This is a genomic window from Micromonospora sp. NPDC049662 (assembly GCF_040675055.1).
In the GTDB taxonomy this organism is placed as follows: Bacteria; Actinomycetota; Actinomycetes; order Mycobacteriales; family Micromonosporaceae; genus Micromonospora.
This window is the reverse complement of the sequence record NZ_JBFAOC010000025.1, coordinates 18,962-32,366: the sequence shown is the minus strand read 5'-3', so window position 1 is coordinate 32,366 and position 13,405 is coordinate 18,962. Positions and strand designations below refer to the sequence as shown.

The window sequence follows — 13,405 nt, the reverse complement described above, 5'->3', positions numbered from 1 at the left end:
CGGGTCGTCTCGGTGAAGTCGTACCCGAAGACGTCCTTCCCCACCGAGTTGGACTACGGGCCGAACGACCGGCCGGACCGCTTCGTGTACGGGTTGGTCACGCCGCCAGGGTGGCGAAGACGACCACGTTGTCGGGGTAGCTGCGCACGGTCTCGTCGAACTGGCCGCCGCACGTCACCACCCGCAGGCCGGGCCGGTCGTTCGGCCCGTAGACCAACTCGGTGGGGAAGGACGTCTTCGGGTACGACTTCACCGAGTCGACCCGGAACGTCGCCGGCCGGCCATCCGCCCGCCGCACGGTGATCGTGTCACCGGGCACGAGCGCGCCAAGATCGAAGAAGACGGCCGGGCCGAGCTTCGCCGAGTCCACGTGCCCGACGATGACCGCGTTACCGGTCTCGCCGGGGCTGGCCCCCGGCTCGTACCAACCAGCCCGGTCGGCCTGCTCCAGCGGGGGGACCTGGACGGTGCCGTCCGGGTTGGTGCCCAGCGACATGATCGTCGCGTCGACGCCGATCCGGGGAATCTCGATGGTGGTCGGAGCGGACCGGGTCAGCGCGGTCGGCGCCGCTTCGCCGTCGACGGGTGGGATGTCGCTGTCGGGGACCGCCGACCCGCTGACCTCGGGGCCGGCCTGGGCCAACGGCTGTGGGGGTCGGGGAGCGGGCGTGGTCTGCAACGAGGCGCCGATCATGCCGGCGCCGATCATGGCGAGGGTGACGACGACGGCCGCACCGGCGGCACGCCACGGTCTCCCGTGACGGCCGCCGGCCGGTGTCGCCGTCACGTCAGGCGAGCGAACCATCGGTCCGCCGACGACGCATCAGCACGATCCCGCCGAGCGCGGCAGCGCCGAGCAGGCTCGCACCGCCGGTGGCCAGGCCACGGTCGGTGCCGGTGCTGACGCCGCCGTCACCACCGTCGACCCCGCCGTGCGGCAGGACGACCAGTTCGCCCTCGCCGCACGAGCCCTTGAGCTCGTAGCGACCCGGCTTGGCGTCCTTGTCGACCTTGGCCTCGCCGTAGTAGACGAACTCGCGCTCGTCGTCGCGGCCGCCCTTGTCCCAGCTCTTGTCGGAGCCGTACTCGTCGTCGGAGCCGTAGTCGTGGCCCTCGGATTCGTGGCCCTTGGACTCCCAGCTCTTGTCGGAGCCGTACTCGTCGTCGGAGCCGTAGTCGTGGCCCTCGGATTCGTGGCCCTTGGACTCCCAGCTCTTCTCCGAGCCGTACTCGTCGTCCGAGCCGTAGTCGTGGCCCTCGGATTCGTGGCCCTTGGACTCCCAGCTCTTCTCCGAGCCGTACTCGTCGTCCGAGCCGTAGTCGTGGCCCTTGGACTCGTCGTCCTTGGACTCCCAGCTCTTGTCGGAGCCGTACTCGTCGTCGGAGCCGTAGTCGTGGCCCTCGGATTCGTGGCCCTTGGACTCCCAGTCCTTCTTGTCTTCGTCCTTGGACTCCCAGTCCTTCTTGTCTTCGTCCTTGGAGTCCCAGTCCTTCTTGTCTTCGTCCTTGGAGTCCCAGTCCTTCTTGTCCTCGTCCTTGGACTCCCAGTCCTTCTTGTCCTCGTCCTTGGAGTCCCAGTCCTTCTTGTCCTCGTCCTTGGAGTCCCAGTCCTTCTTGCCTTCGTCGTCCTGGGCGTCCTGGCCGTGCTCCTCGCCCTTCCAGTCCTTGCTGTCCTCGTCCTCATAGGCGTCGGCGGCAGCGCCACCGCCCTGGCCGCCGGGCTGGGCGTCGCCGTGCTCACCCTTGCCCTTGTCGTCCTTGCCCTTGTCGTCCTTGCCCTTGTCGTCCTTGCCCTTGTCGTCCTTGCCTTCGTCGCCCTTGCCTTCGTGGTCCTTGCCCTTGTCGTCCTTGCCGTGCTCGTCCTTGCCCTTGTCGTCGTCCTTGCCGTGCTCGTCCTTGCCCTTGTCGTCGTCCTTGCCGTGCTCGTCCTTGCCCTTGTCGTCGTCCTTGCCGTGCTCGTCCTTGCCCTTGTCGTCGTGGTCGTAGGAGTCGTCCTCCTCGCTCCACTCGCCGCGGTCCTCGCCCCGGTCGTCGCGCGCCGGCTTGAGCTTGACCTTGCCGGTGACCTTGGACCACACGTAGGCGTGCTCCTGGCGATCCGGGCAGATCTCGAGGAGCTTGACCTCGTCGCCGGCCTTCACGATGTGCGGCTTGGCGTAGACCTTGCCGTCCTCGTCGTGGTGACCGTCAGCGAACGCGATCCCTGGCGCGAACACCAGGAGGGACGCGCCACCGAGGGCGGCGCCCGCAACGACCTTCCCGAGCATCTTCTTAGCCATGACCTGCGTCACTCCATCCCTGTTGTCCTGAGCCCGGCGACAACCGAGCTAAGACCGACGTTAGACCGTTTCATGACTTATGAAGTGAAAGATTCGCGTTTTGACCTTTGCTGGTGGTAAGAGGCGAAGGAGTGATACGCGGCTTTCTTTGCCCGCCGTGCCGCGGCGGGCGCTCACCGCCCGGCCGGGTTGGTCGCGGCATTCCCGACCCGCCGCGCGCTACCAGTGAGGCTCGGCCGGTAACGGACGGCTGGCGCCGCCCGCGTCACCTCGGGGGTATCGTCCGAGTCGAGGGCGGCGGCGCATCGAGCCATTGCCATGGAAGCGCTCCCATGCAAGAATCGGCGCACGCGGTTTCGGGGGAGCCACACCGCGCAGGCGGGGCGTCGAGGGCATCCGGTTCACCGGACGACAACCGGCCGCCGATCGGTCGGCCACGCGCCGGCCAATCACCACCAACCACCACCACCGCCCGTCCGGGTCGGGCACCCCAAAGAATCCCGTGGCGCCGGAGGCCGTCCGTGCAGGACGCCCGCCGGGCCGTCTCGCCGGGCCGAACGCGGGCCCGGTCTCGCCCAAGGAGATCAGTGGCATGAATGTGTGGAGAAGGCTGTCCGGCCCCCGCCGGACCCTCGCGCTCGCCGGCGCGGGCGTTCTGGTCGCCGGCGGGCTGGTGACGATCCCGGTCACCGCGGCGCAGGCCGCGACGCAGTGCGACATCGCGTACACGACCAATGACTGGCAGGGTGGCTTCACCGCCAACATCACCATCAAGAACCTCGGCGACCCGGTCAACGGTTGGACGCTGGGCTGGACCTTCCCCAACTCCAGCCAGCGCGTGCAGCAGGGCTGGTCGGCCACGTACACCCAGTCCGGCAGCCAGGTCACGGCCCGCAGCATGTCCTACAACGGCACCCTCGCGACCGGCGCGTCGACGACCCTCGGGTTCAACGGAGCGTGGAGCGGCAGCAACCCGAAGCCGACCTCGTTCACCCTGAACGGTGTGGTCTGCAACGGTGGCACCGGCAACCCGACCACCCCGCCGCCCACCACGCCTCCGCCGACCACGCCTCCGCCCACCACGCCTCCCCCCACGACCCCGCCGCCCACGACGGGGCCGCCGCCGACCACCCCGCCCCCCGGTGTGAAGGTCGACAACCCGTACGCCGGTGTGCCCGGGTACGTGAACCCGGAGTGGAAGGCCAAGGCGGACGCCGAGCCCGGCGGTAGCCGCGTCTCGAACAACCCCACCGCCGTGTGGCTGGACCGGATCGCCGCGATCAACGGCACGCCGAACAGCAGCTCAAACGGGGCCTTCGGGGTGAAGGACCACCTGGACGAGGCGCTGCGCCAGGGCGCCGGTTACATCCAGTTCGTGATCTACAACCTGCCCGGCCGCGACTGCTCGGCGCTCTCCTCCAACGGTGAGCTGGGCCCGGACGAGCTGCCCCGGTACAAGTCCGAGTACATCGACCCGATCGCCGCGATCCAGTCCGACTCGAAGTACCGGAACATCCGGATCATCAACATCATCGAGATCGACTCGCTGCCGAACATCGTGACCAACACCTCGGGTCAGCCCGGCGGCACGGTCATGTGCGACACGGTCAAGGCCAACGGCGCGTACGTCAACGGTGTCGGCTACGCCCTCGCCAAGCTGGGCGCGATCGGTAACGTCTACAACTACATCGACGCCGGCCACCACGGCTGGCTCGGCTGGGACTCCAACTTCGGCCCGACCGCCGAGATCCTGAAGACCGCCGCTGTCGCCTCCGGCAGCACGGTCAACAACGTGCACGGCTTCATCACCAACACCGCCAACTACTCGGCGCTCACCGAGCCGTACTTCAAGGTCACCGACAACGTGAACGGCCAGACGGTGCGGCAGTCCAAGTGGATCGACTGGAACTACTACGTCGACGAGCTGTCCTTCGCCCAGGCGTTCCGGACCAAGCTGGTGTCGTTGGGCTTCAACTCCAACATCGGCATGCTGATCGACACGTCCCGCAACGGCTGGGGCGGCGCCAACCGGCCCACCGGCCCGGGCGCGACGACCAGCGTCGACACGTACGTCAACGGTGGCCGGATCGACCGTCGGGCGCACGCCGGTAACTGGTGCAACCAGGCCGGCGCGGGTCTCGGCGAGCGGCCGCGGGCGAACCCGGCTACGGGCATCGACGCCTACGTCTGGGTGAAGCCTCCGGGCGAGTCGGACGGCTCCAGCTCGGAGATCCCGAACAACGAGGGCAAGGGCTTCGACCGGATGTGCGACCCGACGTACGGCGGTAACGCCCGCAACGGCAACAACCCGAGCGGGGCGCTGGGGAACGCGCCGATCTCCGGGGCGTGGTTCTCGGCCCAGTTCCGGGAGCTGATGCAGAACGCCTACCCGGCGCTCTGATCGGGTAGCTCACGCGCCAACCCGCCTCCGGCAGTAGGTGAGGCACTGCCGGGGGCAGGTTTCCCCGGGGTCCCCGGTCCGACCATCACGGTCGGGCCGGGGACCCCCCTTTTCCGCGTCTGTCCCGGGTCAGGGCACGGTGCGTTCGATCGCCGCGCGGCCGTGTTCGGCCAGGTCGCGGCGGGCCTTGTCCAGGTTCTCCGGGGTGAGGTCCTGCCCACGGGCCATCACCAGGTCCTCCGGTTCCCAGGGCTGCTCGCCGCCGGTACGGATGTTGTCGCCGCCCGCGCCGGTGCCCGTCCCGGTCGCGCCGGTCCCGGCGGCGTACGGGTCGCCGATCAGGTCGTCCGTGTCCGGGGCAAGGTCCGGCTGCCGCTCGCGGGGTTCGGTGAAGGTCGGCGTGTCGCGGTCGGGGCCACCCCCGGTCCGCAGCTTCGGGACGGTGCTGTCGTCGTCCACCGCAGCGGCCGTTTGCGGGCTCTCCTCCAGCGGTCGGCGGTCGCGATCGGTCATGGTGCTGCCTCCTGTGTCCGACACGGTGCCTGATCCCCGCCGCGTACCCCGTGCGCGGGTGCCCATGCGCGGCACCGGCGCCGTCCCGGTGGACGGCGTCGGCGGCGGACCGGAGTTCAGTGGTCGGCTTGGGGCTCGTTCGCGGACGGCGCCTCCGCCGGCCGCAGCCACTGCCAGAGCAGCATGACCAGCCCGAAGGCGAGCATCACCAGGCCGGCCCACAGGTTGATGCGGACACCCTCGGCCTTGTCGATCTCGGCTCGACTGTCGAAGATGCCGATCAGCGTCACGATGATCCCGTACGCCACGAAGAGCCCACCGATCACGCGACGGATGTCGAACAGACGGGCGGCGGCGGAGCGGCGCTCCTCCGACTGCGTCTCGTCGATCAGCGGGTCCTGCGCCGGCTGGCCGTCGTTGCTCATCTGCCGACTCCTTTCCTAGAAGACCGGGATGTAGAAGAGTGCGGCCAGCGCGACCGCGACCAGGCCGAGCAGCACGGGGGAGCGGTACCAGACGGCGTCCCCGGCGAGCACGTCGCCCTTCAGGTCGACGCCGCCCATCCCGTAGACCAGCCCGCGCAGATCCTCGTCGCGCTTGGGCGCGGTGAGCGGGGTGAGGATGGCGGCAACCACCGCCACGGTGACGAACGCGATGCCGGCGCCCCAGAAGCTCTCCTCCAGGTCGGAGTTGAAGCCGATCACGCCGCCCTTGTAGAGCAGGTACGTCACCAGCGACGCCAGGGTGCCGAGCAGCAGCGACCAGAAGCCCGCGAGGGCGCTCATCCGCTTCCAGAACATGCCGATGATGAAGGTGGCGAACAGCGGCGCGTTGAACAGGGAGAAGAGCGCCTGGATGTAGTTCATGATGTTGCTGAACCCGGAGGCGATGAACGCCGTCCCGATGCCGATCACCACGGCCGCGACGGTCGCCCACCGGCCGATCCGCAGGTAGTAGTCGTCGGACCGGCCGCGCCGGACGTACGACTGCCAGATGTCGTAGGTGAAGACGGTGTTGAAGCCGCTCACGTTGGCCGCCATGCCGGCCATGAACGACGCGAGCAGGCCGGTGACCGCCACCCCGAGCACGCCGTTGGGCAGCAGGTCTCGCATCAGCAGCGGGATGGCGTTGTTGTACTGCAGGTCGCCGCTCTCCGCGCCGAGGCCCTTGACCGTCACCAGGGCGACCAGGCCCGGGATGATCGTGACCAGCGGGATGAACAGCTTCGGGTACGCGGCGATGATCGGCGTACGTCGGGCGGCGCTCATGTTCTTGGCCGACAGGGCCCGCTGCACCTCGGCGAAGTTCGTCGTCCAGTACCCGAACGAGAGCACGAAACCGAGGCCGAAGACGATGCCGATCCACTGCGCGCCGAGGGGGTTGTCGGTGCTGGCGGTGTCCTGCCAGGCGTGTAGACCCGCCTCGCCGAGTTTCGAGTCGCGGACCGCGTCCATCAGCCCACTCACGCCGCCGACCTTGACCAGACCGATCACGGTGACCGGGATGAGGCCGGCCAGGATGACGAAGAACTGGAGCACCTCGTTGTAGATGGCCCCGGACAGGCCACCGATGGTGATGTACGCCAGCACGATCGCCGCGCCGACCACGATCGCCGTCCAGAGCGGCCAGCCGAGCAGCGCCTGCATGACCAGGGCCAGCGCGTAGAGGTTCACACCGGCGATCAGCACCTGGGCGACGGCGAAGCTGAGCGCGTTCAGCAGGTGGGTCGGCCGGTTGAAGCGCAACCGCAGGTACTCGGGGACGCTGCGGACCTTGGAGCCGTAGTAGAAGGGCATCATCACGATGCCCAGGAAGACCATCGCCGGCACCGCGCCGATCCAGTAGTAGTGGACCGTCATGACGCCGTACTGGGCGCCGTTGGCCGCCATACCGATGATCTCCAGTGCCCCGAGGTTCGCCGAGACGAAGGCGAGGCCGGTCACCCAGGCCGGCAGGGAACGGCCGGAGAGGAAGAAGTCGACGCTGGTCCGGATCGCCCGGCGGGCGGCGAAGCCGACTCCGAGGACGGTGACGAAGTACAGCGCGAGGATCAGATAGTCCAGCCCGTTCATGTTGAGCCGGAGGCCGCCGCCGTCCATCTCGTCACCCCTCGTCCGACGTGGGCACCGCATTCGATGCGCGCGCCCTATTACCCGCTCCGCGAGGTTTCACGCCTCTGCGTCGCCGGCGGTGTGTTCGCCCCCACTCGTGCGATGTCGGCGCGCGCGAAGGGGCGCCCCCACCCGTAGGCCGGAGCGCCCCTTGCGATCGTGTTGTTTCAGCGACCCAGAACGCGGTCCAGGAAGTCCCGGTAGTTACGGACCGCCATGCGCAGTTGCTCGGTGTCCGCCGAGCCGGCGTCCTGCCAGCCGCCCAGCGTGTTCTTCTGCGCCGCGAGCGCCGAGGCGAGTGCCTGAATGGCCTCCTCGACCAGGGCCTGCGCCTCGCCCGCCGCGGCGGAAGGATCGTCGACGAACCGTAGTTGCACGTCCCGCCAGCGGTCCCGGAAACCCTGTGCGGTGTCCCCGTCCAGGAGCGTGGCCGCGTCGGTGGCGACGGTCGAACCGGCGGGTCGCGAGGTGCCGGCCGACTCCAGTGAGGTCGAGGTGCCCTCGGTCGCGACCGGTTCGCCGTCCGCGTCCGGGTCCACCAGCTCCGGCGACGCGCTGCCGTAGCCGGCCGCGCCCGCCGTGGCCGCGTCCGGATCGCCAGCCCAGTCGGTCAGGTCGCTTCGACGCTCCGGCGCGCCCTCCGTGCTCCCCGGCACGACGACGGTTCGCGCGCTGTCGGTCCCGTCCCGTCGGTCGTCGATGTCCAGGTCGGCCGCCTCGTCGGCGTCCGGTGTCGGGTCACCGTCGGTCTCCGCGAAGCCGTCGCGGCGGTGCAGTTCGGCGGTGGGGTCGGCGCGCAGGCCCTCCCGCTCGCCGTCCTCGGCGCCGTCGCCCGGCGCGGCGGTCCGCTCGGCCCGCGGGTCGGGCTGGTCCTGTGGGCGTGGGCTGGCCAGGGCGGACGCGGCCACCGCGTCGGCGACCGTGGTGGCGCCGAACGCGGTCGGCAGCGGACCCGGCTCGTGGAAGTCACCCTCGTCGTCGGCCCGGTCATGGCGAACGCCCGGATCGGTGCCGTTGGCCCGCTCGTGGTCGGTGGTCGGGACGTCGTCGGCGCTCCGCTCGTCGTCGATGGTCGGATCGTCGAAGGTGCCCCGGTCGTCCAGGGAGTCCTCGGGTACGTCCGTGTGGGCGGCCCGGTCACCGGTCGGCGGGACCGGCACCGGCGCGGACCGGACGGCCTCCGGATGGTCGTTGCTCACCTGCTGCTCTTCGTGGCGCATCGGTGGCCTCCTCAGCGGCTCGTGGCGTCGTGCGGAGTGTCCGGGTGGGAACGCTGTTCGGGCGTGCGCTGACCGACGGGCTCCTCGCCGAGCAGGTCGGCGAAGAGGGCCCGGTAGTGCACGACCGCCTGACGCAGTTCCTCGGTGGTCGCCTCACCCCGCGAGTTGCGCAGGTGGATCTCGTGCGCGTCCCGGTAGTTGGTCAGGGTGCGGGCGTGCTCGACGGAGAGGTGGGCGATCTGGTCGGAGAAGTCACCGGTCGGGTAGCCCTGCTCCTCGATGAGTCGGGTGACCAGTTCGTCCGCGTCGCCCACGGTCTCACCCGGCGAGTCGATGAAGCGGATCTGGAGCTCCTCCCAGGCGGCGGCGTACCGCGCCCGCGACTCCGGGCTGAGCGGGGTGAGCGTGAGCTCGGCGTGCCGGCGCTCCCGGTCGCGTAGCTCACGCTCCGCGGCGGACCGGCTCTCCTGCTCCTGCACCACCCGGTCGTACTCCGGTCCGAACCGGCTCTGCAGCGCGCGGCGGCGACCGATCGTCCGGACGGCCACGGCGATCGCCGCGATGATCACCAGCACGACGAGCACGATGACGACTATCTGCGTGGGCGACATGGGCTCCTCCTTCGTCATCTGGTATTCCCTCCGCGTACTGATCGCCAATCCCGATCCGGGGGACTTTCCTCGCCGATCGCGGTCCGACGTGGCGGTAGCTGACAGAAACCTGACTCATTCCAGATAGTCCGAGTGGGTGGACTGGCCCCCGTCGTGCGGCGTCGCCCCCGACGTCTGATCCTTTCCGGCCCAGCACCAGCGCCCGGGGGAGCGCGACAGCGGGGCGCTCCCCGTACTCGCGAGGGCGCGCTCCGCAGCCCGGATGCCGTCCGACGGCGGTAGTGCAACCGGGCGTGATTACGTATCCTGCCCAAGGCGCGCGCGCCGGTGCCCGGCCCGACGACCGGGTACGCGACCGGCGAGCGCGCTGCCCGGCGGTGCCGGCGCCCCTCCTGCCACCCTTGACGGGCGAGGTCTGATGAGAACCCGCGACTGGCCTATCCGCTCGAAGCTGACCGCATTGGTCGTCGCGCCGGTGTCCGCGCTCCTCGCGCTGTGGATCTTCGCGACGACGTTGACCTTCGGGCCCGCCCTGAACCTGCTCTCCGCGCGGACCCTCCTCTACGACCTGGGCCGCCCCGGCGAGGTGGTGGTGACCGAGCTGCAACGCGAGCGTCGTCTCTCGGTGGTGCAGCTCGCCGGCGACACCGAACTGCCCGCGTTGGCCGAGCAGCGCCTGCGTACCGACCGGGCGGTCGCCGAGCTGCGTCGCCGGGTCGACGGGGAGGCGCTGCGCTCCGCCGCCGACGACCTGCTGGAGGACCGCGTCGACCGGCTGGTCACCGCCCTGGCGGCGTTGCCGACCGGACGGGACTTCATCGACGATGGGATGATGGACCGCGCGGGCGCGATCGGCCTCTACAGCGGCATGGTCTCGGCGGCCTTCCAGGCGTTCTCCGCCCTGGCGAGCCTGAGTGACCCCGGCATCAACCGGCAGGCGCTGGCCCTCACCACACTGGGCCGGTCCCGCGAGCTGCTGGGCCAGACGGACGCGATGCTGGCCGGTGTGCTGACCGCCGGGAAGTTCGGCAACGGGGAGCACGCGCTGCTCGTGCAGACCATCGGCAACCAGCGATGGCTCACCGAGAGCGCGGTGGCCGACCTGCCCGAAACCGCGCGCGCCGCGTACCAGCGGCTCACCGAGAGTCCCGACTTCACCAGCCTGCGGGCCATGCAGGACGCGCTGATCGGCGCCAACCGGTCCGGTCGGCCACCGGTGGACGCCGCGGCGTGGCAGGCCAGCCACGACGCCGTACAGCAGGAGTTGCGCGACTTCGAGCTGGCCGAGGCCGACAACCTCACCGACCGCTCGGTGCCGATGGCGGTCGGGATCCTGGTCCGGCTCGCCGCCGCCGGGGTGCTCGGTCTCGTCGCCGTGGTGGTCTCGGTGCTGGTGGCGCTGCGGGTCGGCCGCACCCTGGTCCGGCGGCTCAGCGGAGTCCGTACCGCCGCCCTCGAACTGGCCGAGCACCGGCTGCCCGACGTGGTGGCCCGGCTGCGTCGCGGCGAGCACGTCGACGTCGCCCGGGAGGCGCCACCCCTGGAGTACGGCCACGACGAGATCGGCGAGGTCGGGCGGGCCTTCACCGAGGTGCAGCGCACCGCCGTCCAGGCGGCCGTGGACGAGGTCACCCTGCGCCGGGGGCTCAACGAGGTGTTCCTCAACATCGCCCGCCGCAGCCAGGGCCTGGTGCACCGGCAGTTGCACCTGCTGGACCGGATGGAGCGACGCGCCGAGGACCCGGACGAGCTGGCCGAGCTGTTCCAGGTGGACCACCTGGCCACCCGGCTCCGCCGGCACGCCGAGGACCTGGTCATCCTGGCCGGCTCCGCGCCGGGCCGGGGGTGGCGCCACCCGGTCGCGATGGTCGACCTGGTCCGGGGGGCGATCAGCGAGGTCGAGGCGTACGACCGGGTGGACATCACCGTCGTACAGCCGGCCGGTGTGCTGGGCCGGGCGGTGGGCGACATCATCCACCTGCTCGCCGAGCTGGTCGAGAACGCCACCGCCTTCTCCCCGCCGGACACGCGGGTGACCATCACCGGGGAGCAGGTCGCCGACGGGTACGTCCTGTCGGTCACCGATCAGGGGCTGGGCATGTCCGCCACCGCGCTCGAGAACGCCAACACCCGGCTGACCAGCTCGCCCGAGTTCGATCCGGCGCAGAGCGCCCGCCTCGGTCTGTTCGTGGTGGCCCGGCTGGCGGCGCGGCACTCCGTACGCGTGCGACTGCGGTCCCCCGAGGACGGCGGCGTCACCGCCGTGGTGCTGATCCCCACCGACCTGGTCACCGCCGAGCCACCGGCCGGCCCCGATCCGGCGTCGCTCGACGCCGCGCCCGGTGACCGGCGACTGACCCGACCCGTACGCCGGACGACGGCGCCCCGGTCGCGCGCCGGTCGTACCACCTCGGCCCCGGTCGTCACCAGTGACCCGCCCACCCTCGTTCTGCCCACGGGCCCGGCGTCCGATCTGCCGGCCGCCACGGACGAGCCGCCCTCCGACGGGGCGGCGGACGACCTGGAGGGGCTGCCCCGGCGGGTACGGCGACGTACCCCCAACGCCCTGCCCCGGCCCACCGCCGCCGACACGCCGTCGCCCCGCTCGCCGGAGGAGGTACGCCGGGTGATGGCGTCCCTGCAGGCCGGCACCGCCCGGGGTCGGGCGACGGTGGTCGCCCCGGCGGGCCCGACCCACGCCCCCGCGCCTCCGCCCTCCGCAGCGCCGGCGATCCCGGCCGCTGCGCCGACGGCGGTCCCGGCTCAGCGATCCGTGGCGACCCCGGAGACCGGGTCCGCCGCCGATTCGGGATCCTCCGCGCCCCCGAAGGCCATCGAACCGACAGTGACTGAGAGGGACGCCTAGTGCGGGAAACGACGAAGCAGAGCGCCAGCCTCGACTGGTTGCTCGACGAGCTGGTGCAGCGGGTGCCGGCCGCCCGGGAGGCGGTCGTGCTCTCCGCCGACGGACTACTGCTCGGCTCCTCGGCCGAGTTGGAACGCGCCGACGCCGAGCACCTCTGCGCGCTCGCCGCCGGCTTCTCCAGCCTGGCTCGGGGCGCGAGCCACCACGTGGACGGTGGCCCGGTCCGGCAGACCGTGGTGGAGATGGAATCGGCGTACCTCTTCGTCACCACCGCCGGCCAGGGCGCCTGCCTGGCCGTGGTGAGCGACGCGGACGCGGACATCGGCCTGGTCGCGTACGAGATGGCGATGCTGGTCATTCGGGTGGGGGAGAACCTGACCGCGTCGGCCCGACCGGCCGCGGACGCCGGTGATGCGGGCTGAGCCGCCCGGCCCCCAGCACGAGTGGCTGGACGGCGACGCGGGCCCGGTGGTCCGCCCTTACACGCTCACCGGCGGCCGGGTGCGCTCCGCCGCCGGTGGCTTCGACCTGGTCGCGTTCGTGTTGGCCGCCGCGGACGTCGACCCGGCGGCCCAGCCGCAGTTGCCGCCGGAGCACCGGCGGTTGGTCGCGTTGGCCGGTCACCCGGTGTCGGTGGCCGAGTTGGCGGCCGAGCTGGACCTCGCGGTCGGCGTGATCCGGGTGCTGCTGGGCGACCTCCTCGCGCAGGGCCTGGTCGCGGTGCACGAGCCGCCGGCCAGCCGCGATCTTCCCAACGACGACATCCTCAAGGCGGTGGTCAGTGGACTCCGTGCGCTATGACCAGGCGGGCTCAGCCCTCACCGTTCCGCTGGCACTGAAGATCCTCATCGCGGGGGGCTTCGGCGCCGGCAAGACGACGCTGGTGAGCGCGTTGAGCGAGGTCCGGCCGTTGCAGACCGAGGAGGTGCTGACCGACGCCGGCATCGGCACCGACGACCTCTCGGGGGTGGAGGGCAAGACGACCACCACCGTGGCGATGGACTTCGGCCGGATCACCATCAACGACGACCTCCAGGTGTACCTGTTCGGCACCCCCGGCCAGGACCGGTTCTGGTTCCTCTGGGACGAGCTGGCCTTCGGCGCGCTCGGCGCGGTGGTGCTCGCCGACACCCGGCGGCTGGCCGACTGCTTCCCGTCGATCGACTACTTCGAGCAGCGTGGCATCCCGTTCGTGGTGGGGGTGAACTGTTTCGAGGACACCCGTCGCTTCGACCTGGAGACCGTACGCCGAGCGCTCGACCTGGACCCGGACGTGCCGATGGTGCTCTGCGACGCCCGGGACCGGCAGTCCGGCAAGCTGGTGTTGATCTCCTTGGTCGAGCACGTGGCCCGGCAGCGCGGCGAGCCGGTGGCGGCCTCCTGAACCGTCACCGCGGGTCCGGC

12 protein-coding genes are annotated in these 13,405 nt (G+C 70.9%); 5 read left to right on the top strand and 7 right to left on the bottom strand.

Features of this window, described 5'->3' with window-relative positions:
- Positions 1-97: 97 nt before the first annotated feature.
- On the bottom strand, positions 98-787 hold the full coding sequence (locus tag AB0J36_RS19700) for a class F sortase (RefSeq protein ID WP_357134211.1): 690 nt from the start codon (positions 785-787) through the stop codon (positions 98-100).
- Position 788: 1 nt separating this feature from the next.
- Positions 789-2,279, bottom strand: coding sequence for a hypothetical protein (locus AB0J36_RS19695; RefSeq protein WP_363660965.1), 1,491 nt, complete (start codon positions 2,277-2,279; stop codon positions 789-791).
- Positions 2,280-2,871: 592 nt separating this feature from the next.
- On the opposite strand from AB0J36_RS19695, the gene AB0J36_RS19690 reads away from it, so the two are divergent.
- Complete coding sequence (locus tag AB0J36_RS19690) at positions 2,872-4,680, top strand: glycoside hydrolase family 6 protein (RefSeq protein WP_357134213.1); 1,809 nt, start codon at positions 2,872-2,874, stop codon at positions 4,678-4,680.
- 129 nt (positions 4,681-4,809) lie between these two features.
- On the opposite strand, the gene AB0J36_RS19685 is transcribed toward AB0J36_RS19690, so the two are convergent.
- The 5 genes from AB0J36_RS19685 to AB0J36_RS19665 form a co-directional block, all read right to left on the bottom strand.
- The gene (locus AB0J36_RS19685) at positions 4,810-5,193 is read right to left on the bottom strand and encodes a hypothetical protein (RefSeq protein ID WP_357397966.1); all 384 of its coding nucleotides are present in this window, start codon (positions 5,191-5,193) and stop codon (positions 4,810-4,812) included.
- Between the two features lie 116 nt (positions 5,194-5,309).
- Entirely contained in the window at positions 5,310-5,618 is a 309-nt protein-coding gene (locus tag AB0J36_RS19680; RefSeq protein ID WP_357134217.1) for a hypothetical protein, read from the bottom strand.
- Between the two features lie 15 nt (positions 5,619-5,633).
- Complete coding sequence (locus tag AB0J36_RS19675) at positions 5,634-7,292, bottom strand: sodium:solute symporter family protein (RefSeq protein WP_357134219.1); 1,659 nt, start codon at positions 7,290-7,292, stop codon at positions 5,634-5,636.
- A 179-nt stretch (positions 7,293-7,471) separates the two neighbouring features.
- Entirely contained in the window at positions 7,472-8,524 is a 1,053-nt protein-coding gene (locus tag AB0J36_RS19670; protein WP_357397963.1) for a hypothetical protein, read from the bottom strand.
- An 11-nt stretch (positions 8,525-8,535) separates the two neighbouring features.
- Positions 8,536-9,135, bottom strand: coding sequence for a hypothetical protein (locus AB0J36_RS19665; RefSeq protein ID WP_357174805.1), 600 nt, complete (start codon positions 9,133-9,135; stop codon positions 8,536-8,538).
- A gap of 418 nt (positions 9,136-9,553) precedes the next feature.
- On the opposite strand from AB0J36_RS19665, the gene AB0J36_RS19660 reads away from it, so the two are divergent.
- From AB0J36_RS19660 to AB0J36_RS19645, 4 genes are read left to right on the top strand one after another with little or no spacing between them, the layout of a single operon-like run.
- Positions 9,554-12,001 carry a nitrate- and nitrite sensing domain-containing protein gene (locus AB0J36_RS19660; protein WP_357174647.1) on the top strand — a complete coding sequence of 816 codons (2,448 nt, stop codon included), beginning with the start codon at positions 9,554-9,556 and terminating at the stop codon, positions 11,999-12,001.
- Positions 12,001-12,423, top strand: a complete 423-nt coding sequence (locus AB0J36_RS19655; protein WP_357174650.1) for a roadblock/LC7 domain-containing protein — start codon at positions 12,001-12,003, stop codon at positions 12,421-12,423. Before AB0J36_RS19660 ends, AB0J36_RS19655 begins: the two co-directional genes overlap by 1 nt.
- Positions 12,413-12,802, top strand: a complete 390-nt coding sequence (locus tag AB0J36_RS19650) for a DUF742 domain-containing protein (protein WP_357134227.1) — start codon at positions 12,413-12,415, stop codon at positions 12,800-12,802. The genes AB0J36_RS19655 and AB0J36_RS19650 overlap by 11 nt, the downstream gene beginning before the upstream one ends.
- A complete protein-coding gene (locus tag AB0J36_RS19645) occupies positions 12,783-13,385 on the top strand; it encodes an ATP/GTP-binding protein (RefSeq protein WP_357134229.1) in 603 nt (200 codons plus the stop codon). The genes AB0J36_RS19650 and AB0J36_RS19645 overlap by 20 nt, the downstream gene beginning before the upstream one ends.
- The last annotated feature ends 20 nt before the right edge of the window (positions 13,386-13,405 follow it).